Genomic DNA, 19,762 nt, shown 5'->3' with positions numbered 1-19,762 from the left:
GTTATTTACATGTTCACGAGCTGGACTCCCCTTCCGAGCGATGCAATCGTCGGAACGTCGAGCTTCCCCATTGCCGTCCTGATTTCCCTTTTCCTCGGTGGCCCGGTTGTCAGAGAGAAGCTCCTGGGAATCCACGAGGTGCTCCTCATCCTCCCATTCGACCCGGTTAAGTTTATCTTCATGAGAACCCTCGCGAGCTTCATTATTGGAATCGCGGGAATTGTACTGGGGAGTGTTGCGGGATGGTTTATCGCCCTCTACGTGGCACTCCAATATCATTGACAACGGTGCTTCTCGGGATTCTAATCTCAGTCCCTGCACTCTTCAGCTTCACGTTCTTCATAATACTTATAACGCTTCTCTTCCAGTCAAAGTACCTCGACATAGCGAAGCTCATCATTTTCTTCACGGCTTTTATTGCACCCATGTACATTCCCAAGTACCTTGGAATTGGCCTCTCACTTAAAACCGCGCTGATGATTTCCCTTCTGCTGTCGGCGGGAGCACTGATAGCCTCGTTTCTGATTATCCGCTCCCTCGGCAAGAGACTCGCTGAGAAAATGGTGCTCGTCTGAGGTGGTCGCATGATAGAGCTCGAAAACGTGAGGAAAAGCATAAAAGGAAAGGAAGTCCTCCGCGGGATAAGCCTGACTGTGAAGCCCGGCGAAGTCCACGCCTATCTCGGCCACAACGGGGCCGGCAAGACTACGACCTTCCGCCTGATTCTCGGTCTTCTCGTCCCAGACTCCGGCAGGGTAGAGGTTCTCGGTATGAATCCTCTTAAGAACCCGGAAGTGAGGGCGAGAATCGGCTACCTCCCCGAGTACGACCTTCTCTATCCTAACCTCACCGTCCGCGACAACCTCAGGCGCTACGCCCTGCTGAAGGGAGTTTACGATGAGAAAGAGCTTAGAGAACTGCTGGAGTTCTTTGAGCTTGTGGAGTATGCCGATAAGAAGGTCTCCTCGCTCTCCAGCGGGACGCAGAGGAGGGTCGCGATAGCGCGGGCCTTCCTCGGACGCCCGGAGGTTCTAATCCTCGACGAGCCCACGAGGGGCCTCGACCCGGAGTGGAGGCTTAAATTCAAGCGATTCCTGCGGGAGTACGCGGGGGAAAATCGGGCGGCAGTGCTATTCTCGACGCACATCCTCGGCGACGTTGATGAGGTCTGCGACACCCTCACTGTAATCCGGGAAGGCCGGGTGCTCTTCTCCGGAAGCCTGGAGGAGTTCAGGAGGAGCGCACCGACTGAGGAGGCCGTCCTCGTGAAGGTGGCGGAGGTTGAGAGGGGTATGGAGGTGCTCCGGAAGAGCGGTTATTCTCCTAAAGTGGCCGGTGAGTACATAGTGCTGGAGGACGCCGAGTCTCCGGAAATCAACGCCCTCCTCGTGGGAGCCGGTCTGAAGGTTGAAGAGATCAAAAGGAGGGAACCGAGTCTTGAGGAGGTTTACGCGATGCTCCACAGGGGGTGATGTAAAAGTGCGCCCCTGGGAATCCGCCCTCAAAAAGTTCCTAGACCTCTGGAAGGAAAAGGATTTCGTTGAGGCTGCCCTGCTGACGGGAAGCTACGCGGTTGGGCTGGAAACCGAGCGCTCCGATGTGGACGTTTACATAATCCTCTCCGACGACGTGGACTGGAGGGAAAGGGGAAACGTTGTTGTGGATGGGATTTTAATCGAATACTTCGCAAACCCCGCGAGGCAGATAAGGCGGTACTTTGAGAAGGAACTTTCTCAAAACAGCAGAAGCACGGCGAGGATTGTCACCATTGGGAAGGTTCTCTTCGACAAAACCGGGATAACTGAAACACTCAAAATGGAAGCCCAGGAGTACATGGAGACGCCGTTTGAAAGACCAGACGAGACCTGGGTCGAGGTGGCCAAGTATTCCCTCTGGGACGCCCTCGACAGCCTGAAGGACGCCGAGGAGAGGAGCGACCCCAGCTATGCCCACATTTACCACCTGGCACTCCATAGGGCCCTTGAGGTCTACTCCAAGTTTTTGGGTTTGGAGGTTCCGCCCGCAAGCAAAGTTTACAGGCTCTTCAGCGACGAGACGTTCAGGAAAGCCTACCTCTTCCCAGATTTCCCGGACGGGAGGTTCGTAGAACTTTTCCTTCGAGCCTTGGAGGAGGTTAAAACTGAAAACCTTGAAGCCATTATAGCTCACGTCTTCGATGAAATGGGCGGTTTTGACATCGATGGCTGGCGGCTGAGGACTAGGGTTGAGGTTTAGACGCCGGCGCTTCTGCCGCCCTGGATTTGTAGAGCCACATGAACAGGGCTCCCGTTACCAAAAACAGCACCAGACTCGCCGCGTACGGCAGCGTTGCATGGACGCTCGCTAAAGCACCAGCTATGAAGGGGGTAACTAGACCAATAAGCCTGTTGTAGCTCGATATCGCCGCGTGGAACTCACTGGCCCGCTCCTTCGGAATCAGCGAGAACTGCCAGGAGCGGTAGAAGGGGAACCAGAGGGTGTTTCCGAAGTCGCCGAGGGCATACACCGCCAGCGCCAGCCAGAACGGCGGTGAGAGCGCCATGACCAGCGCGTAGACCGCGTTGATAAACATTCCGAGGCCGATGACTTGGAAGCCCCTTCTCTTGGGAACCCTCTCGCTGGCGTATGTGCCGATTATGGAAGCTATGCTGCTCGCACAGGCAATGAGCGTTACCTCAAAGACCGTTTTGTGGAGCACGAAGACGACATAGTTGATGAGCACCAGCTCCGGGGCGAGCGCCCAGGCGAGCGTTAGTAAGGCCTCGAAGGCCAGGAGAACCTTAAACTCCCCAACCTTAAACGTGAAGCCCTCAGGGGTTATTCTCTCCTCCCTGCCGACCGACGGAAGGAAGAGCCAGATGTAGGCGATGGTCGGTATCGAGAGCAGGCCGAAGAAGAGGAACGCCAAGCGGTAGTGTTCTGCTGAGCTCCAGACGTAGCCGAAGAGGTAGCCGAGGACTGGAAACGTAATGAGCCGGCTGGTTTCGGGCAGGCGCAGGTGCCAGGCGAAGATTTCTTCGTATCTGTCCTCCGGGTAGATAATCTGCTCATAGGCACGGTAGAGAGGGTAAAGCACCGTCGAGAGCTTCTCGACTGTTCTTCCCGCAAAGAGCATGACCGGAGCTATAGCACCTTTGGCAAAGCCGTAGAGGATGTAAGCTATTCCATCGAGGGCGTCAATAACCATGAGTCCCTTCTTGATGTCCCATCTATTGAACGCCCTGCCGAGGAGATAGGTGAGCGGAATCGCGATGATGTTGACGGCTGTGAAGAACGCCCCGACCTCGAGGACGGAGTAGCCGGAGTACATCATGTAGAGAGGCAGAAGAATCCAGACTATGAGCTGGGGCGCTATGATGGTGTGGTAGAGCATGTAGGCTTTGGCATCTCGCGGAATCTCGCTCCAGTGCATAGGAACACCATATGGGTTTTTAGAACGGACCTATAAGCCTAACGCTCTTCCTTTCCCTTTAGGCACTTCACGTAAATCAGAGCCGGCTCGCCCCACTCATGATAAGGGTCTATTAAAGCAACCCTGACAAAACCTCTCTTTTCGTAGAACTTCCTCGTTTCATCGTAGGGCTTGTGAAATAGATCGCCTGAGGTTTTCACTACGAGAACTTCGAAGCCCTTCTCAAGGGCCCATCCCTCAATGAAGGCCAGCAGTTCCGAGCCTATTCCTTTCTCTCGCTTCTCACGCTTCACGGCCATCCAGAGGATTTCGAGGGCCTTCTCATTGAGGGGTTTGACAGTTATGAAGCCGAGAACTTGGTCTTTCTCAACCGCAACGAAAGTTGTTTCCCTCTGCAAATCCCTTTCCATTGCCTTTAGGCCGGCCTCGTTAAACCACTCCGGAAGACCTTTGGCTATCTGGAGGCAGTCAGTTCTCTCATCCGCTCTACTGAGGAGACGAATGTCCATGATGCAGACCCCCTCTGCCGTGAACGATACTTGAAAAAAGTGCCCCCGACATCACCTAAGCCTCTTCCTAAACACTAGGACGTTTGGCTCCTCCGTCTCGTCCCAGAGTAGGAGACCAAGCCTTTTAAGGCCGGGCAGGAGCGGTTTGACCCCGCTCGGGAGCATTACGTCAAAGCTCTCTCTTTCTCTCTCCTTTGCAACCCACGCCATCGCCGGAAGCATCGCCTTGAGCGTGGCTAAACCGACGTCGAGGGGCGTGAAAGTAGTTCCCTTCTTCGAGACGAGGAAGCGGAAGCCGTTGAAGTCGTAAAGCTCTGCGTTAAGCTTAATCCACTCTAGGGCCTCTTCGCTCCTTCTCACGAAGCGCCAGCCGACGGGAATCAGGCCAAGGGTCAGGTCCTCAAGGGCTGGCTCTACCAGCTTCGGCTCCTCCGGCTCGAAGCTCTCGGTTTTTGCCCCGAAGACGAAGAACCTGGCCTTGACGTGGAAACCAGTCCTTTCGGCCATTGCTATGCTCTCGCGGTTTAGGAAGTATGTTGCGAACTCGAGGGCCTCTATTTTCCCCTCCCTTGCGAGCCTCTCCCCGAGCTCGAGCATGAAGCTGTGGAGCTTTTTCCCGTAGCCCCTTCCCCTGTAGTCCGGATGGACCCTCAGCCCCTCGAGCCAGCTGACCTTCCCGGGCAGAAGCGTTATCTTAGCGGTTCCGATGACCCTTCCATCGACCTCAAGCACGTAAAAACCGCCATCGCTAAGCCATTCGTCGAAAACCCTTGCCAGGTAGTCTTCGCCGTCCCAGGTGAGCCTTGCTATCTCCTCGATGAAGGGTCTGTCCTCAGGTCTGGCTTCCCTTATGAGAGGTTCCATACCACCACCCGTTGCCTGATTGGAAAAACACTTTTAAGCACCTTTCGTTATTACGTTTGATGGTGTTAATGAATCGCCTCCTCGCGCTCGCCGTCGCGTTGCTCATCATTTCCGCCTCCCTCGGCTACGCATACCATCAGCAGGAAAGGGAGTTTGAGGCCACTCTGAATGGCATACTCGATGTTTCAAACATCGCGGTCTTCTGCCTGGAAGACATGAACACCATCGGGATAATGCTCGATGGCAACGTGAGCAATGATGTCCTTAGGGAAAGGCTGAGCCGGTACGCTTACTGCTCCTTGATGCTGGAAAAGGCAGCGTTCTCCTTCTATCTGCTGAATGAAGATGAGAGGTACTGGAGGCTCCATGTGGCGGCCAGTAATCTGGAGGTCTACCTCCACACGGCCATGAACAGTCCAAATCCCGATGAAGTGCTCTCGGACGACGTGAAACTCCTCGATGAAATCTCAAGAGAACTGGGTGCGATACTCGAAAACGGAGGGGTGGGTGAACTGTCCCCCGCCCGCGCGGAGAGGCTGTTCAACCTGACGCAGAGGCTATCAAGCTGAGGCGAGGTTTTGGAGGTATCCTCATGGAGCGCTGGGACTTCGACGGTTGGGCCAGGAGCTACGATGAAGATGTAGAAAGGGAGGACTGGATACACAAGGATTACTGGAAGGTCCTCAAACTCGTTGCTGAACGAGCTAGGGGGCTTGTTGTGGACATCGGCTGTGGCACCGGGAACGTTCTGCGCTTTCTCGACCCTGAGAAGTACATTGGCGTCGAGCCTTCCGTCGGAATGCGTGAGAAGTTCAGGGTGAAGCACGGCTTCGAGCCCCTCGACGGGCACTTCTTAAGGATTCCACTCACGGACGAAAGTGTGGACACCGTGATAACGACCCACGCCTTCCACCATGTTCCCGATGGGGAAAAGACGGACGCGATAAAGGAGATGCTCTGCGTTCTTAAGCCCGGCGGGAAGATCCTTATCGCCGACGTGATGTTCGAATCGGGGGAGGAAAAGAGGCGTATAAGTGCGGAGGACGGCCTAAAGGAGGAGATAGAGGACGAGTACTTCGCAACCTTAGAGCACCTGCGGGAAATCTGCGGAAAGCTAGGTCTCCGATACCGGTTCGGGAGGGTAAATAGATACGTCTGGATTGCAGAAATTGAACTGCTCACCCTTGACCGGAAAGGCTAAAGGATTGAGCACCCTAGCCTTAAACATGCCTGACGATGACCTCACCAGGGAAGTCCAGGAGCTCAGAAAAGCCCTTGAAGAACTCAGGGAGAGCTTCGCGGTGGTTTCTCAGATGGCACAGGCCTATCTGAGGCTCATCAACCTCTACGCCCAGTACGGTGGGCTCGGGGTAGAGGTGGCCGTGCCCGAGGTTACCGACCCTATAGCGCGCGAAATCGTCCGGATTCTCTTCGACCTGAAGAGGGTGAACGTCAGCCAGATAGCCCGGGAGCTGAAGGGGAGGCGCGGAAAGGCCTCGCGGAACACGGTTAGGGCAAAGCTGAGAGAACTGGTTGAGCTTGGCATCGTCGTCGAGGTTCCCGGCGAGAGGGGAAAGACCTACGTCCTCTCAAAGCGGGTGGTCAAAAGGTGGCTCGAACTAATCGGAATGCCGATTAGGCTTGACCAGCTTAATGATTACTGAGGTGGTTGATATGGTTGATGAAAAGGTAGGAACCCCAAAGAAGCTGGAGGAACTCCTAAACGAGCTCGTGGAGGACATGAAGAACGCGAAGACGCCGGAGGAGGTCGAGGTTCTCGGGGAGAAGGCCAAGATACTCCGGGGTCTCATCGAGGCCTACGAGGGAGACAAAGACCTCGACAAGATACCTCTGCTTATGGAGAAGGTCGGCGACATGGTGGAGGACATACTCGAACCGCTTAAGGAGCTCCTCAACGAGCTCTACAGCCCTGAGAGGGTTCAGGCGATGGGCAGGAGCGTGGCGGAGTTCTACAAGAACCTCACCGAGGCCGGAATGGATAAAGATGCCGCCCTTGAGCTGACGAAGGAGTACATGGACGCGATAAACCCCGGCAAGAAGTTGATGGAGATGCTCGGCGAAATGGTGGGCGGGGGGCGGCACCTCGGCCCCATCAACATCGTCCAGGACGAATCCGGGGATAAACGAAAGGGGGAGGGTGAGTGAGGTTCCTCTGCTCCGCCCTTCATCTTCTGTTTCTTCGCGTCCCGGGGATTCTGTTCAGGGCGGCAGGCATAGCTAGGGTGACCGGCAGGGCGAAGCGGCGGTTCCGGAGGGCGCTCGCTGATTACGATCTTCCCGACGATGTTGTCGAGGTGCTCGTGGAGCACTTTGACCCCTCCACGCCGCTCAGGGAGATGCTTTTCAGGTTTTCCAGGAGATAGTCACTTTCCCTTCTCACTTCCACATTGCTCTGGCGGAAGTTTTAACACCTAACTTGTCCCCGTAGAGCAGTATCAGGACGTCCATGTCCCCGTAGGTGGAAATCTCAATGTAAACCGCTTTCCCGTTTTTCTCGAAGAGGTCGTTGGCCACAAGGTGTCTCCTTTCATCGTGGGACGGAAGCTTGACGTAGTCCCCCTCGGCCCACCCCGTTTCAAGGAACGCTTTCTTTAGCTGGAGATAGACTTCCCAGCCGAGGTCATGGGGATAGAACAGCACCGCGGCCCTTGCACCTCCAGAAGAAACTTTTCCCTCCAGCTTGTATATGTATCCGTTGAACCTCAGTCCCTGCTCCGCCGTCCAGTTCCAGGGCTTCACGTCGTTCCTCAGTTTGCTGAAGGAGAGCAGTTCACCGGGACTGGCTCCACCCGTGCCAACCACGTGCCAGAAGAAGTCGCTGGTCGAGTACTTGGGCTTCTTGACGATGATCGCGAGGTAGTGGTTGTAGCGGTACTGGACGAAGGCCGTTAGGGTGTCTGAGTCCCGGGCGAAGGTTCTCGCGTAGGGTTCCCTTCCGTCGTCGGTTCTCTCCCAGCCCTCAGCCAGGAGCTTTTCGGTCAGCTCGTCGAGCGCGGTGAGGTAGGCCGTGGCGTTTGGATAAACGAGGAGCATGAACTCGACGTCGCCGGTTCTGCCTGTGTACCCGGCCGCTGCGGGAACTTCGGGGATATCCACGAAGTCGGTCGTGATGTTGAAGTCCTTTCTGAGGTCATCGAGGACCATCGATATTACCGTTTCCGGCCTCACGCCTCTCTCACTGACCGGCCGGAAGGTTCCCCTCGGCAGTCCGCTTCCTTCAACAGACAGGCCCTTCGTTGGGTCGCCCCACCCCCACAGTTCCCGGACGGTTTCCTTAATCTCGCTCTCGTCTCCGAAGAGAAGGGTCAGCCTTTCCATTCCTGCCACATCGGCCAGTTCAATGTAGACTCCAGAGCCGTTGGCCTCGAAGTAGTCGCTCGCCATGAGATGTCCAGCCGGATTCCGGGTGTATGTGTTGACGTACTCCCTCTCAACCCAGCCGTTGTCCAGGAAAGCCTTCTTGAGCTGGAGGTAAACATCCCTCCCTTCACGGGGACGGTAAACAAGGAAAACTGCACTCACGTTGGTTCCCTCAACGGTTCCCTCCAGGGCTTCCAAGTAGCCGGAGAACCTCAAACCCCTCTCATCGCTCCAGTTGTCCTCGATCACTTTGAGGGGCAGGAAGAGACCAAGAACTTTGCCGGGACTGGGTCCAACCGTGATGACGCTCCACACGAATTCTGAGAGGCGTGCCGTTCTCTCCTCCGCGCTCCCTCCAGCGATCCTCGCCACGAACAGGACGTAGAAGTAGCGCTCGTAGGTGTAGAACACCGTGTAGGTCTCGTTTCCCCTCTCCCAGAAGGCTCCCCCTCCGCCTCCCTGCTGGAAGCCGTTCTCCCTCAGGGTTTCCGCCACGTATTCCATGGCTTCCCTGGCCGCGGTTGAGTTGGGGTAAACAAAGAGGCCGAACTCGGTGTCGTTTGCTGTTCCGGTAAAGCTTGAGAGGCTCCCTGAGGGCAGGGGTATGTTCGCGGGACTTTCTGTGACGTTGTATCTCTTCGAAATCCTGGAGATCACGTCGAGAACTGCGTACTTTGGAGAATACAAGAACCAATCCGGCGGCTTTGGCCCAAACGTTCCCGTGAGGAACGTGGCTTTTGCTCCCTCCAGCGGGGACGTGTTCCCGGAGATACGTTCGTCCACGCCTTCGTGGGCCGTCTCAATCACCGGGCTTTCTGTTTTTTCCTCCCCGGGACTGTTGATGCACCCATTGGACATTGTGATTAGAACTATAAGGATAAGTGAAACAATAAGTTTGATGCGTCTCATGGGAACCCCGGATATTTTTGGATTTTGGATCATAAATACTTTTCCTCCGCAAGTTGTTCCTACGGTGCTAACCTAAATATCTAGCTCAAGCCCGGTGGTTTCCTTCACAATCTCCCGAAACACCTCGAAGTCAACGTGCTCCTCTCTAACAAGCCTCCTCGGGATTTCGTAGAAGGAATCGCCGGCCTTCCTGTGGAGTTCATGGAGAATCAAAGCTCCTTTCGTGTAGGAAAGCTCCCAAAGGCCGAGCCTCCCCCACTCCGAGGGCTTGAGCCTTTCCGCCTCGGGGAACTTCCTAACTATGGCCTCGTAATTCCTCCGCAGGTTCTCCATGAAGCGCCTGAAGGCGTCTTCCCCGTGAATTTCCCTAATCGCGAGGGCCGTCAGGTAGTTCGCAAAGGCCTCGTCGAAGAACCTGCTTAGATGGGCCTCCGGAGTCGCCCTCGGGTTCCAGAGGTGGGCTAACTCGTGGTAGAGGTTAACCGGCACCTCCGCCCTGAGAGAGCTCCCGGAAACTAGCATGTAACCTTTGCCGGCCTGCCCGCCATAGTTCTCGGGTGTCTCGATGACGGTGTAGGTGAAGATTCTCCGTCCAAGGAGCGAGGAGTAGAAGTCATAGGCCTTCTTGAGGAGCTCAATCGTTCTTTCAACTCCCTCTTCACTGAGGACAAAGAGCCTGAAGGGACTTTCCTCGATGACCTCGAAGGGGGCTATGGCAATGTCGAGCCTGTTGGTGCCATCGATCCTGAGTCCCTCCCCGCTCATTTTCCCGCCAAAGGCAACGACGAGGTCGTTAGGAACGCCCTCAATGGTTACCTTCGCGTCGAATTCCGAGCCCACGACGGACTTTACGAGGCTTTCAAAGCTTGGCTCAGCCGGAATCGGGTAGAAGAGAGAATCCGTCCTCAGCAGTGTGTAGTCCCGGCTTATGGAGTCCTTTAGGTAGGGGAGCACATCTTTATAGCTTCCAAGTTTGCCCGAATAGGAAAGCTTGATATTCTCGACAGGCCTATCCAGCCTCACGACGTTGGCCCTGAAGGCTTCAATGCCTTTGAACCCCTTAATTTCCTGGGAGAACTTGACCGGAGCTTTTTCCACCTTCAGCCCCCTGTTGAGAAGGAGTGTCCCGGCTTCTATTCCCAGGTTCTCGTTAACCTCCGCATAGAGGGTCCCAGCATCGAAGTCGAGGGTTAGCTTAAGGCTTAATTTCCTTATCACGCGACTCCCCCCGGAATCTCTCGTAGATCAGCTCGTCAATGTATCGCCCGTCGCTCCGGCGTGCAGGCGGAGTTGAAGAGGTACTTGACAGTGCTCCTGTCGTTGAACCACTCCCAGCTTTTCTTCAGATCCTCACGGAGGAGTACTGCGAGCGAAATCTTCTCGCCCTTGAGGATTACGGGCCTCATGCTGAATCAATTCCCCTAAATCGTTTCAACAACCATCACCGTCTTTCCTTCTTCCTCCTTGACCCCAAGTGTAACGCCCTCGCCCAAAACCTCGACCCAGCCGTTCTTCCAGAGCTCTTTCTTCCAGAGGGGCTTTCCATCAAAGTCGAGCTTCAAAACGGTGGCCTTTCCCCCAAGCTCTCCTCCGACGAGGATGCCGTCCTCTTCCTGCAGGATAGCGGTTGCAGTGCCTTCTCCAAGCGTTATCTCCCACGAGATTCCCTCTCCAACCAAAGCGACCCAGAAGTCCCTGCCCTTGTAGCCAGCAATTAGAGTTCTGCCGTCCAGCTTCGTCATGCTGAGGGCGATTCCTTCTGTGAGCTCTCTTTTGCCGGTTAGGTCGCCCTTGCCGTTAAAGTCAAATGCCGTAACCCTCCATCCCTCTTCATTTACGCTCCCGATAAGGGTAAGGCTGTCTTTTCTCCCGAGGAAACCGCCGAACACAGCGTTTTTCCACGGGCCGAGCGTCCTCGTCCAGATAGGATTCCCTTCTCTATCAACCTTCATCAGGAAGAAGCCCCGCCCATTCTCGTCTGAAACTTCACCGCCGAGCAGAAAGCCGTCCGAGAGGAAGAGGATTGAATAAACGCACTCGTTTCCAAGGATGCGGTACTTCCACTCCCAGAGAACTTCGAGGTCTTCATTAATCTTTGCGAGGTATGCTTTCCAGTTCCTGCCGCCCTCAGGAGTTGCGATTCCTTCAACCGCCCCTCCAATGAGGTAGCCATCGTTGAGCTTTGCTACGCAGTGCCCTTCCCAGTCGTTCTTGCCTGAGAGGAATTTCACTGCCGTTATTTCATCATCGCAGAGCTTTGCCAGCATTATTTTGTAGTTCTTTCCGTCATGGACGCTCCCTATAGCGAGGTCTTCGGCGATCGCCACCGGGACGGTTTCGATGCCAAAGGAGTGGGTTCTCATGACTTCATCCCTCTCAATATCGTACTCATCATCAGGTTTTTTATAGAGTAATGCGTCCGTGTAACCCAAGTTCTGGGACATCCCGCCCACCAAACCTACAACGCAAAAGAGTTTTAAATATTTACTTCTGCCCGTTAGGACTGCTCCGGGGCGTTACCCCTCTGGCTAAGTAAGGAGAGGAAAGAAAGAAATCTTCAGCCACTTGACATTCCCGTCTCCATCGGGGAGCTCACTATGGCCTCGTACTCGTCCTGTGGTAATATCTGCGGTTCATAGGTTATCCCGTACTGCCTTGAAAGCACGTTGGTAAAGGCCCTGAGGTGGTTTCTCGAACCCATCATGAGGTTCTCGAAGACGTACTTGATGTCTTCGTTGTCGGTCTTGGCCAGCCACTCCTGGAGATCCTTGATGTCGACTTCTTCTATGAGTGCGCCGACCTTGAGGGCGGCCTCCTCGCTTTGGAGCCCCTGTTCAATCAGCTGGTCGTAGAGGGCCTGAATTTCAGGGTTTGTGAACTTCCCAATGTCCTTGCCCTCAGCGGGGTCGGTGAGGTTGTACTTTTCTATGAGAGCCAGCACCATGTCCATGTGCATCTGCTCGCTCCGGGCTATGTTGTTGAATATTGGTATGCCCCACTTGTCATAGAGCGTGAGGTAAACGTCACGCGCAAGCTTCTCCTCCTCCCGCATGTAGAGGATAGCCTGTATTTCATCCAGAGTCAACTCCTCTGTTGGAAGTGAATAGATGTAATCCACATTGTATGCCATGTCAACAAAGCTGCCAGCTGTCACATTGCTGGGCGGTCCGCGCGGGCCGCCTCTGAGCCATACGTCTGCGTTGCGGCCGAGCTAACGGTTTCAGTAGTGGTGGTCGTCGCGGTGTCAGTGGTTATACATCCTGCACTGAAAACTCCAAGTAGCAAGACCCCCATGAGGAGGAGCCCAAATGCTTTCTTTCCCAACATTTTCATCACATTTTCCCATATGTAATTCTAATATTACATATGCTATGGAACTTTATAAGCCTTTCGGCTCACAGAACTGGGCAACAGGTTTATATCCTTCTGTGAAGAAATCCCTACATGGACAACAGCAACAACCGTTTGAAAGCTGCAATGCTCCTCATCATCGGAGCCAACATACTCAAGAAGTCGCCGGTTTATATACTCCTGTACTTTCTCGCCTTTGCTCTGCTCTCCAGAAGAGAGTGGAAGAGCCTGCCCGCGCTGCTGGGATGGGCGATGCTCGTGGGTTTTCTGGCGGAGTTCGTAGGCACGCGCATGTGCCTGCCTTTTAGCTGTTACGAGTACGTCAACCTTCAGCCTCAGATTCTGGAGATAGCGGTCTTTGTGCCTCTTGCGTGGGCAATCTTTGGAGCCATCTCATACCTCACGGCCAGCTTTCTGTTCGCGAGGAAGTACCACAGGCTTCTCTTCGCTTCGCTCCTGATGGTTGTCCTTGACCTCTCGATAGACCCCATCATGACCTCATGGAGTGGGTGGGTCTGGAAAACCTCAACCACAATAAACTGGTTTGGGATTCCATGGACAAACTACGCCGGCTGGTTCATAGTGTCCCTGGTGATATTCTACCTCTATGAGAGATTTTCGGATGCTTTCATATGTTCCCGCCTCAGGAAGTTTGGGCCACCTATCTACCTGCTGGAGATGCTGACTTTTGCAGTCTATGCTCCAGAGAGTGTTAAGGTGCCGACGATGGTGGCGTTCCTAATTTCCCTTGTTCTGGTAATTCCACTTAGCCTCAAGAGGCTGGGAGAATGAGAGTCGCTTTAGTCCCAATGCGCGTGAAGATCGGAGACTTTGAGGCCAACTGGAAGGAATTTCAACGGCGCTTTGATGAGGTGATGAAGCACGGGGCCGACTTCATAGTCTTTCCAGAGTACTGCCTGACCGGCTTTGAGGAGTGGGATTTCAGCGGGGCGGGGCTTTACGACGATATAGTATTCAGGGTTGGAAGGCTTGCAAAGGAAAACTCGTCTACGTTATCTTTGGCCTCCTTGAGCCTTACAAGAACTGCGTCTACAACTCTGCCCTGCTAATTGGCCGCGATAGGAGGGTTCTCCTCAAACACCGCAGGTTCCAGGAGCCGATGAAGTTCTGCACCGGCAACACCGTCAAAACAGCTCAAACGGAGTTCGGCAAAGTCGCGATAATCATCTGCGGCGATCTCTACAACAAGAGGATAGCAAAGTGGACTCGGAGAAAAAGACCTGACTACATCTTTGCGCCTATGGAGTATTCCCCAGAATCGGGAGAGATAACGCCTGAAGACGTTGAGGCCATGTCCAGGAGGTCAGGCTCCTTGGTATTAAAACCTTCATCGTGAACAGCTTCTCCCCGGGTGATGCGTGGGTTTTTGAGCGGGACGGGAAGCTTGCCGCCTCAGTTCCCGGAAGTGAGTTGCTGGTTTACGATGAAAACAGAGGAGACGAGAAGTAAAGGACAGGGCGTTCAGGGCTTGCTACCGCCCATTCCCCCGCCCATCTCCATCGGGCTGTTGATTATTTGTTCGTACTCGTCTTTGCTGAGAATCTGGGGCTCGTATGTGATGCCTCTGTTCTTCAGCTGGCTCACGAAGGCCCTGAGGTGATTCCTTGACCCCATCATGAGGTTCTCGTAGACGGTTATGATGTCTATCTTGTTTGTCATTGCGATTCTCTCTTGAAGATCCCTTATGTCGGTCTCCTCTATGAGAGCGCCGACCTTAAGGGCATCGATTTCGCTCTTCATGCCCATCTCGATGAGCTGGTCGTAGAGTGCCTGAAGCTCGGGATTCTGGAACTCTCCTATGCCGGCATTGGCGGTCGGGTCGGTGAGATTGTACTTCTTAAGAAGCATCCTTACAGACTCGACGTGGGTTGTCTCGCTCCTGGCGATATTGCTGAATATCTGGAGTCCCCACTTCTCATACAGTTTGGTGTAAACGTCATGGGCCAGCTTTTCCTCTTCGACCATGAAGAGCAGCCCCTCTTTCTCCGCATCGGTTAGAGGTTCGGAGGGAAGGGAATCTATGTACGACTGAAGATCCTGCATATTGACGTTTCCATTCGAGTCTGTGACGAGTGGAACAGTGTTGGTGAGCGTTGATGTTTCAACGGGTGTTGTAGAAGGCTCCGTGTTACTTATGCATCCGGCCGCGAGAACACTCAGGAACATTGCTCCAATCAGGAAAAATGCGTAGACTTTTTTCATACTACCACCTCATCAAAGGGCTGTCCGCCCGGAATCCAAAATGGTATTTATCTAGTGGTTCATAAATACGTTTTGGTTCTCTCACAGATGTAAAATAAAACTCTGCTCCGAAAGATTTATCTCACATCTTGCGAGTTGCTCATGGGATATCATGAATCCAAGGTTCGTGTCCGGCAGAGTTGCCTTCTCAAGGATGCCAACGGAAAGAGAGCTGGACGAGGTAGCGAAGAAATTCGATGCCATCGTTGTCCTCGTCGAAGAGTTTGAGCTCCCCTATTCGCTGGAGGAATGGAAAAAGCGCGGAGTTGAGGTTATTCACAGCCCGATTCCTGACTTCATGGCGCCGAGCATCGAACAGCTCTTTGAAATCCTCCGCTGGATTGAGGAAAACACTGCGGAAGGCAAACGCGTTCTTATCCATTGTATGGGTGGCTCCGGCAGGAGCGGGACGGTGGCAGTTGCGTGGCTGATGTACTCTCAAGGCCTATCCCTTCGTGAAGCCCTTTCAAGGGTGCGCTCACTTAAACCAAGCGCCGTTGAGACACCCGACCAGCTGAACGTTTTAAAGATGCTGGAAAAATTTTTGAAAAAATGACGGTTTTTATTGTGAAATTTGTAGCTATCGCTTCAAGAACGCCGTGACAAGGGAGCTCTACGTGAAGCCCGACCTCCGCGCCCTCTGGGAGCTCATTAGGGGAATGTGGCATTTACATCGGCGACACCCACAACGACGAGCTCTTGGTGGAGAACTACTGGAGGGAATACGGCAATTTCGACTTCTTGATGGTCGGCAGGGACGTGACTGACGTCAACGAGGCGGTAAGGAGTATTTTATCACTCTAAAGCCCTGTAGAACCTTTCGTAGGCTTTCTTTATCTCCTCCTCACTAAGCCTCTTTCTAAGCTTGCTCGGGTTCGGCTTCCCTTCTCGTAGAAACTGCAGGAACTCCTCTATCTCCCCCCTTGAGCGTTTAAGAACCTCCTCGACGAAGTCCGGCGAGTCGTTGAGAACGGCTTTCCCGTAGGTCTCTAAGAAAGCGTGGGAAGTGCCCCCAAACCTTCCCAGCCCTCTCTCTATTGAGAGCGCCAGATAGGAGAGTCCCAGAAAGTAGGGAACGCCTATGACGAAGCCCATGATCCTGTCGTGGGTTCTGGCCTCAAGGAACTCCACTTTTCCGCCAAGGGATTTTATTAACTCCCCAACGACCTTAGAATCCTCCTCCCTCCCCGGGACTGGAACCACTATGAACCTTCTGCCTCGTAGGGAAGCCGTCCCAGGCCCAAACATTGGGTGGACACTGGCGACCTTAACCTCCCTCGGAAAGTGCCTGTAAAGGCCAACAATGTCTGCTTTGAACGTCGCTATGTCGAAGATTACCTTTGTCCCTCCGAGTTCCTTTGAAAGTGTAGAGAGCTCCTTGAGCTGGTGTGGAAGTATGGAGAGGGATGAGGCTAGAACTATAATTTCTGCCCACGAGTAAAGCTCCCTCAGCGAGCTGAAGTCCATTCTCTCGTGCTGCGAGTACACCCTCACCTCGTGCTCCCCGCTGAGGCACTCCCTGAAGAGCCTTCCCATCTTCCCGTAGCCGACGATTCCGATGCGCATTCTACCTCCTCCCTTATTATCTTGAGTCCCTCTTCAAACCCCTTCCAAGTAAGGGATATCCTTATGAAGTTCCTATAGTCGCCAAAAGCAACTCCCGGAAAGACAGCTACTCCCCGGTTAAGAAGCCGCTCCGCAAAGGAGAGACCGTCCCCTGGGACGCGCAGGAAGACGTAAAAAGCCCCTTCTGGGGGATAAAACTCCAGACCATTGAGTATCCTGACCGCCCTTTTCACTCTCATCCTGTACTCGTTCCTAACCCTCTTCTTGATCCTGTCCCTGAGCTCGAGGGCCTTTATCCCAGCCCTCTGGACAAAGGGAGGCACGCAAGTGGCGGTCACCTCGATGAACTCTCTCAACTTCTTGGCGTCCTCCCGTTGGGCTATGGCGTAGCCGAGGCGGAAGCCCGTCATGGAATAGAGCTTTGAGAAGCCCTTCACAGTTATGGTGTTCTCGTAGAGCTCCCTAACTGGGGTGTGCTCCTTGAAGCTCAACTCAGCGTAGACTTCATCCGAAAGAACCTTGATGCCCCTTTCCTCAGCAGCTTCAAGAATTCCTTTAAGCTCTTCTCTAGAGGGAACCCTCCCCGTCGGGTTGTTCGGATAGTTCAGTATGAGCAGGTCGGCGTTTATCTCTTCAACCTGGGGGAGCCATCCGTCCTCAAGCCTGGTCTTTATCACCTCGACATCCTTTTTGAACTCATTGGCTATGAGCGTGTAAGCGTTCCAGTGAGGGGAAACGACTGCGATCCTCCTCGCCCTCGCTACCACTGCTGAGATGAATATCTTCGCACCCGGACCCACCATGACCTCCTCCGGAGAAACCCCCTCGAGGTTCGCTATGGCCTCCCTGAGCTCTCCTATCCCGGCCGTTGGGGTGTAACCGGTCTCTCCGGCTCGAAGCGCTCTCACAGTTTCAGCTATTATCTCTCCATCAACAGGGATGTCTGGTTGGCCGGCGTCTAGCCTTATTTTAGGGTCGAGTTCGTTTATCCTGTTGAAGAACTCATAGATGTTGAACATCCCTGCTCACCGCTATTATTGCTTCAAAAATTCTCCTGAACTTTTTGGCCCTTTCTAAAACCTCTCTCTCCCGCTCATTGTCTATAATGGGCAGGCCCGCCGCGGCCTTTAGCGTCCCTATCTCCCTAGCAACTTCGAGCCTCTTCTCGAGCAGTTTGATTATCTCCTCATCTATCCTGTCGATCTCGCCTCTGAGCTCCTTTATTTTAAGAACCCGATCTTGCATTTTCAAACCCCACCCAGGCCATTCTCCTGAGCAGATGATCCGCCAAGACTATGGCCATCGCCCCCTCAACGACGGGAAGGGCCTTGGGGACGATACACGAATCAAAGCGTCCTCTTAGCCTTATCCACTCCTCTCTCATCTCCCCAATGTTCACCGTTCTCTGGGGAAGGTATATCGACGGGGTGGGCTTTATGACAACCCTGGCCACTATTGGCATGCCCGTCGTCATTCCACCGAGAAAGCCCCCGTGGTTGTTCGTCTCAGTAACGACCTTACCGTTCCTTATGATGAAGGGGTCGTTGGCTTCACTTCCCCTGAGCTCCCCAAACCTGAGGCCCAAACCGAACTCCACCCCCTTGACCGCAGGTATCCTGAAGAAAGCCGAGGCCAGATCTGCTTCAATGTCCTCTTCATATGGACCGCCCAACCCTGCGGGAACGTTCCTTGCCACAGCTTCCACGATCCCTCCAACGCTGTCCCCGCTCTTCCTAGCGTCTTCCATAACCTCTCGCATCTCCCCGAAGGCCTCTTCGTCGGGGCAGTACGGGTTCTCCGATGAGAACACCTCCTCGACGCTCAACTCCCTAGCCTCAACGGGACCTATCCTCTTTATGTAAGCCCTGACCTCGATCCCAAACCTCTCCAGTATCTTTTTGGCGAAGTATCCAGCCACCACGATCCCGACCGTGAGCCTGCCCGACAGGTGCCCTCCCCCCCTGTAGTCGTTGTAGCCGAAGTATTTTATTCTGGCCGGATAGTCCCCGTGTCCCGGTCTTGGAGTGTCCTTTATCTCCTCGTAGTAGGATGACTCAACGTCCCGGTTCTCCACGACGACGGCTATTGGCGTCCCCGTGGTGTGTCCCCTGAAGACTCCCGAGAGTATAACGGGTCTGTCCTCCTCCTTCCTCTTCGTTGCGAACCTCCTTATTCCCTTCCTCCTTTCGAGCTCTGCCGTGAGCTCCCCTTCCCGAACCTCGATCCCGGGGGGCACTCCCCTGATGACAACCCCAATGGCTTTCCCATGGCTCTCACCGAAGAGGTTGTAGTTGAGCAACCTCATCCCACCAGCCTCCTAAGGTCGTTAAAGAAGCCGGGGTAGGATTTGGAAACGCTCCCCGTTTCAGGGATAACGCTTTCTCCCCTCGCCCCCAGCGCCGCCACGACCATGGCCATGGCTATCCTGTGGTCGTTGAAGGTCTCAAACTGCCCTCCCTTAGGCCTCCCCCCCTCTATCTCCAGCCCGTCCGGAAGCTCCCTTACCCGTATCCCCATCCTTGAGAGGTTGACGGCCATCGCCCTTACCCTGTCGCTCTCCTTGAACCTGAGCTGCCTCGCCCTCAGGACGCTCCTTCCCTCGGCGTAGGAAGCAACAACGGCCAGCACCGGAAAGAGGTCGGGAAAGTCCGAGCAGTCTATCTCCACCCCTCTAAGCTCTCCCTTCTCAGCCTCCACGTAGTTCCTTCCAACCTTCACCTCGGCCCCGAACTCCCTTAGGGCGTCTATTATGGCCCTGTCCGCCTGAACGTCTTTCGGATCTAAGTTCCGAATCTTCACCCTCCCGTAGAGGGCCCCTGCAGCTAAGAAGAAGGATGCCGATGAATAATCGCCCGGAACCGTGAAGGAAGTCCCCGTTATTCCGGGCTCGATGTAGAAGTCAAAGCCTTCACGCCTGAAGTCAGCTCCAAAAGCCTTCAGAGTTCTCGCCGTGACCTCTATGTAAGGCCTTGAAACGGATCTTTTAATCAGCACCTCCATCCCGACCTTGGCTCCGATTATCAGAAGCGCCGTGGCGAACTGGGAGGAGGTTGATGCATCAACCTCAACATCTCTCCTCCTTAAGTTCCTCCCAATTACCCTAAGAGGAAGCCTTTCGCCCTCAATCTCCGCTCCCGCCTTTCGAAGGGCCCTTACTAGCTCCCCAAACGGCCTCTCCCTAAGCCTCCTACCGCCGTTAACGGTGCTCTCTCCTCCCCCTATGGAGGCCACGGCCAAGGCTATCCTGGCCGTAGTTCCGGACTCGTGGGCATCTATGAATGCCCCCTTCGGCCACTCTGGGGGGATGATGCTCTCACCCTCGACGGATGCCCCGAATGCCCTGATGGCGTTCAGAGTGGCGAGTGTGTCGTCGGAAACCAGGGGTCTCTTAACCTTACTCCTCCCCTCTGCGAGGAGGGCTAGGAAGTACGCCCTGTGGGTGTAGCTCTTCGAGGGCGGTGCCTCCACCTCGCCGGTCACTTCACCAACTGGCCTTATTATCACTCCC

At 54.4% G+C, this 19,762-nt stretch carries 25 protein-coding genes and 1 pseudogene; 12 read left to right on the top strand and 14 right to left on the bottom strand.

Annotated elements, in window-relative coordinates; genetic code table 11:
- Positions 1-9: 9 nt before the first annotated feature.
- Genes E3E33_RS08145 through E3E33_RS08130 form a run of 4 tightly spaced genes read left to right on the top strand, consistent with a single transcriptional unit; the run spans position 10 to position 2,235 of the window.
- Positions 10-282 carry a hypothetical protein gene (locus E3E33_RS08145; RefSeq protein ID WP_167711500.1) on the top strand — a complete coding sequence of 91 codons (273 nt, stop codon included), beginning with the start codon at positions 10-12 and terminating at the stop codon, positions 280-282.
- Positions 243-575 (top strand): hypothetical protein, encoded by a 333-nt coding sequence (locus E3E33_RS08140; protein WP_167711501.1) that lies wholly within the window; start codon positions 243-245, stop codon positions 573-575. The genes E3E33_RS08145 and E3E33_RS08140 overlap by 40 nt, the downstream gene beginning before the upstream one ends.
- 9 nt (positions 576-584) lie before the next feature.
- Positions 585-1,472: an ABC transporter ATP-binding protein gene (locus E3E33_RS08135; protein ID WP_240912058.1), complete on the top strand. Its 888-nt coding sequence runs from the start codon at positions 585-587 to the stop codon at positions 1,470-1,472.
- Positions 1,473-1,479: 7 nt separating this feature from the next.
- Entirely contained in the window at positions 1,480-2,235 is a 756-nt protein-coding gene (locus E3E33_RS08130; protein ID WP_167711502.1) for a nucleotidyltransferase domain-containing protein, read from the top strand.
- Here the strand turns inward: E3E33_RS08130 and E3E33_RS08125 are convergent.
- The 3 genes from E3E33_RS08125 to E3E33_RS08115 are packed head-to-tail and all read right to left on the bottom strand — an operon-like array spanning position 2,219 to position 4,785.
- Positions 2,219-3,412, bottom strand: coding sequence for an MFS transporter (locus tag E3E33_RS08125; RefSeq protein ID WP_167711503.1), 1,194 nt, complete (start codon positions 3,410-3,412; stop codon positions 2,219-2,221). The genes E3E33_RS08130 and E3E33_RS08125 overlap by 17 nt on opposite strands.
- Before the next feature lie 38 nt (positions 3,413-3,450).
- The gene (locus E3E33_RS08120; protein ID WP_167711504.1) at positions 3,451-3,921 is read right to left on the bottom strand and encodes a GNAT family N-acetyltransferase; all 471 of its coding nucleotides are present in this window, start codon (positions 3,919-3,921) and stop codon (positions 3,451-3,453) included.
- Positions 3,922-3,972: 51 nt separating this feature from the next.
- Positions 3,973-4,785 carry a GNAT family N-acetyltransferase gene (locus E3E33_RS08115; protein WP_167711505.1) on the bottom strand — a complete coding sequence of 271 codons (813 nt, stop codon included), beginning with the start codon at positions 4,783-4,785 and terminating at the stop codon, positions 3,973-3,975.
- A 59-nt stretch (positions 4,786-4,844) separates the two neighbouring features.
- Here E3E33_RS08115 and E3E33_RS08110 point away from each other — a divergent pair, with 59 nt between their 5' ends.
- From E3E33_RS08110 to E3E33_RS08090, 5 genes are read left to right on the top strand one after another with little or no spacing between them, the layout of a single operon-like run.
- A complete protein-coding gene (locus E3E33_RS08110) occupies positions 4,845-5,354 on the top strand; it encodes a hypothetical protein (RefSeq protein ID WP_238516378.1) in 510 nt (169 codons plus the stop codon).
- Positions 5,355-5,377: 23 nt separating this feature from the next.
- Positions 5,378-5,986 (top strand): class I SAM-dependent methyltransferase, encoded by a 609-nt coding sequence (locus E3E33_RS08105; RefSeq protein WP_167711506.1) that lies wholly within the window; start codon positions 5,378-5,380, stop codon positions 5,984-5,986.
- Positions 5,987-6,011: 25 nt separating this feature from the next.
- Positions 6,012-6,449: an ArsR family transcriptional regulator gene (locus E3E33_RS08100; RefSeq protein WP_167711507.1), complete on the top strand. Its 438-nt coding sequence runs from the start codon at positions 6,012-6,014 to the stop codon at positions 6,447-6,449.
- A 10-nt stretch (positions 6,450-6,459) separates the two neighbouring features.
- Positions 6,460-6,951 carry a hypothetical protein gene (locus E3E33_RS08095; RefSeq protein ID WP_167711508.1) on the top strand — a complete coding sequence of 164 codons (492 nt, stop codon included), beginning with the start codon at positions 6,460-6,462 and terminating at the stop codon, positions 6,949-6,951.
- The gene (locus E3E33_RS08090) at positions 6,948-7,169 is read left to right on the top strand and encodes a hypothetical protein (protein ID WP_167711509.1); all 222 of its coding nucleotides are present in this window, start codon (positions 6,948-6,950) and stop codon (positions 7,167-7,169) included. The genes E3E33_RS08095 and E3E33_RS08090 overlap by 4 nt, the downstream gene beginning before the upstream one ends.
- A 13-nt stretch (positions 7,170-7,182) precedes the next feature.
- Here E3E33_RS08090 and E3E33_RS08085 read toward each other — a convergent pair whose 3' ends face one another.
- The 5 genes from E3E33_RS08085 to E3E33_RS08065 all read right to left on the bottom strand — a co-directional run bounded on the left by E3E33_RS08085 (position 7,183) and on the right by E3E33_RS08065 (position 12,205).
- Positions 7,183-9,075, bottom strand: coding sequence for a hypothetical protein (locus E3E33_RS08085; protein ID WP_167711510.1), 1,893 nt, complete (start codon positions 9,073-9,075; stop codon positions 7,183-7,185).
- 72 nt (positions 9,076-9,147) lie between these two features.
- The gene (locus tag E3E33_RS08080) at positions 9,148-10,293 is read right to left on the bottom strand and encodes a M1 family metallopeptidase (protein ID WP_167711511.1); all 1,146 of its coding nucleotides are present in this window, start codon (positions 10,291-10,293) and stop codon (positions 9,148-9,150) included.
- A gap of 35 nt (positions 10,294-10,328) precedes the next feature.
- On the bottom strand, positions 10,329-10,481 hold the full coding sequence (locus E3E33_RS08075; protein WP_012572110.1) for a hypothetical protein: 153 nt from the start codon (positions 10,479-10,481) through the stop codon (positions 10,329-10,331).
- A gap of 15 nt (positions 10,482-10,496) precedes the next feature.
- Positions 10,497-11,519: a hypothetical protein gene (locus tag E3E33_RS08070; protein ID WP_240912061.1), complete on the bottom strand. Its 1,023-nt coding sequence runs from the start codon at positions 11,517-11,519 to the stop codon at positions 10,497-10,499.
- A 113-nt stretch (positions 11,520-11,632) separates the two neighbouring features.
- Complete coding sequence (locus E3E33_RS08065; protein ID WP_240912057.1) at positions 11,633-12,205, bottom strand: DUF2202 domain-containing protein; 573 nt, start codon at positions 12,203-12,205, stop codon at positions 11,633-11,635.
- Positions 12,206-12,519: 314 nt separating this feature from the next.
- On the opposite strand from E3E33_RS08065, the gene E3E33_RS08060 reads away from it, so the two are divergent.
- Together E3E33_RS08060 and E3E33_RS08055 are read left to right on the top strand one after the other, a co-directional pair.
- Positions 12,520-13,218 (top strand): carotenoid biosynthesis protein, encoded by a 699-nt coding sequence (locus tag E3E33_RS08060; protein WP_167711512.1) that lies wholly within the window; start codon positions 12,520-12,522, stop codon positions 13,216-13,218.
- Positions 13,215-13,896, top strand: a pseudogene (locus E3E33_RS08055) (carbon-nitrogen hydrolase family protein). Before E3E33_RS08060 ends, E3E33_RS08055 begins: the two are co-directional and overlap by 4 nt.
- A gap of 12 nt (positions 13,897-13,908) precedes the next feature.
- Here E3E33_RS08055 and E3E33_RS08050 read toward each other — a convergent pair.
- Positions 13,909-14,649 carry a DUF2202 domain-containing protein gene (locus tag E3E33_RS08050; RefSeq protein WP_167711513.1) on the bottom strand — a complete coding sequence of 247 codons (741 nt, stop codon included), beginning with the start codon at positions 14,647-14,649 and terminating at the stop codon, positions 13,909-13,911.
- Positions 14,650-14,800: 151 nt separating this feature from the next.
- Between E3E33_RS08050 and E3E33_RS08045 the strand changes: the two genes are divergently transcribed.
- Positions 14,801-15,244, top strand: coding sequence for a dual specificity protein phosphatase family protein (locus E3E33_RS08045; RefSeq protein ID WP_167711514.1), 444 nt, complete (start codon positions 14,801-14,803; stop codon positions 15,242-15,244).
- A gap of 239 nt (positions 15,245-15,483) precedes the next feature.
- On the opposite strand, the gene E3E33_RS08040 is transcribed toward E3E33_RS08045, so the two are convergent.
- Genes E3E33_RS08040 through aroA form a run of 5 tightly spaced genes read right to left on the bottom strand, consistent with a single transcriptional unit; the run spans position 15,484 to position 19,758 of the window.
- A complete protein-coding gene (locus E3E33_RS08040) occupies positions 15,484-16,254 on the bottom strand; it encodes a prephenate dehydrogenase/arogenate dehydrogenase family protein (protein ID WP_012572102.1) in 771 nt (256 codons plus the stop codon).
- Positions 16,179-17,273 (bottom strand): pyridoxal phosphate-dependent aminotransferase, encoded by a 1,095-nt coding sequence (locus tag E3E33_RS08035; RefSeq protein ID WP_167711515.1) that lies wholly within the window; start codon positions 17,271-17,273, stop codon positions 16,179-16,181. Before E3E33_RS08035 ends, E3E33_RS08040 begins: the two co-directional genes overlap by 76 nt.
- Positions 17,257-17,499 carry a chorismate mutase gene (locus tag E3E33_RS08030; RefSeq protein ID WP_012572100.1) on the bottom strand — a complete coding sequence of 81 codons (243 nt, stop codon included), beginning with the start codon at positions 17,497-17,499 and terminating at the stop codon, positions 17,257-17,259. The genes E3E33_RS08035 and E3E33_RS08030 overlap by 17 nt, the downstream gene beginning before the upstream one ends.
- Positions 17,480-18,559, bottom strand: coding sequence for a chorismate synthase (aroC, locus tag E3E33_RS08025; RefSeq protein ID WP_167711516.1), 1,080 nt, complete (start codon positions 18,557-18,559; stop codon positions 17,480-17,482). Before aroC ends, E3E33_RS08030 begins: the two co-directional genes overlap by 20 nt.
- Positions 18,556-19,758, bottom strand: a complete 1,203-nt coding sequence (aroA, locus tag E3E33_RS08020; RefSeq protein ID WP_167711525.1) for a 3-phosphoshikimate 1-carboxyvinyltransferase — start codon at positions 19,756-19,758, stop codon at positions 18,556-18,558. Before aroA ends, aroC begins: the two co-directional genes overlap by 4 nt.
- Positions 19,759-19,762 lie beyond the last annotated feature (4 nt).

It is taken from the genome of Thermococcus sp. GR5 (assembly GCF_012027535.1).
In the GTDB taxonomy this organism is placed as follows: Archaea; Methanobacteriota_B; Thermococci; order Thermococcales; family Thermococcaceae; genus Thermococcus; species Thermococcus onnurineus.
Note: the sequence above shows the minus strand (reverse complement) of the source record. Positions and strands in the feature narration are given on the sequence as shown.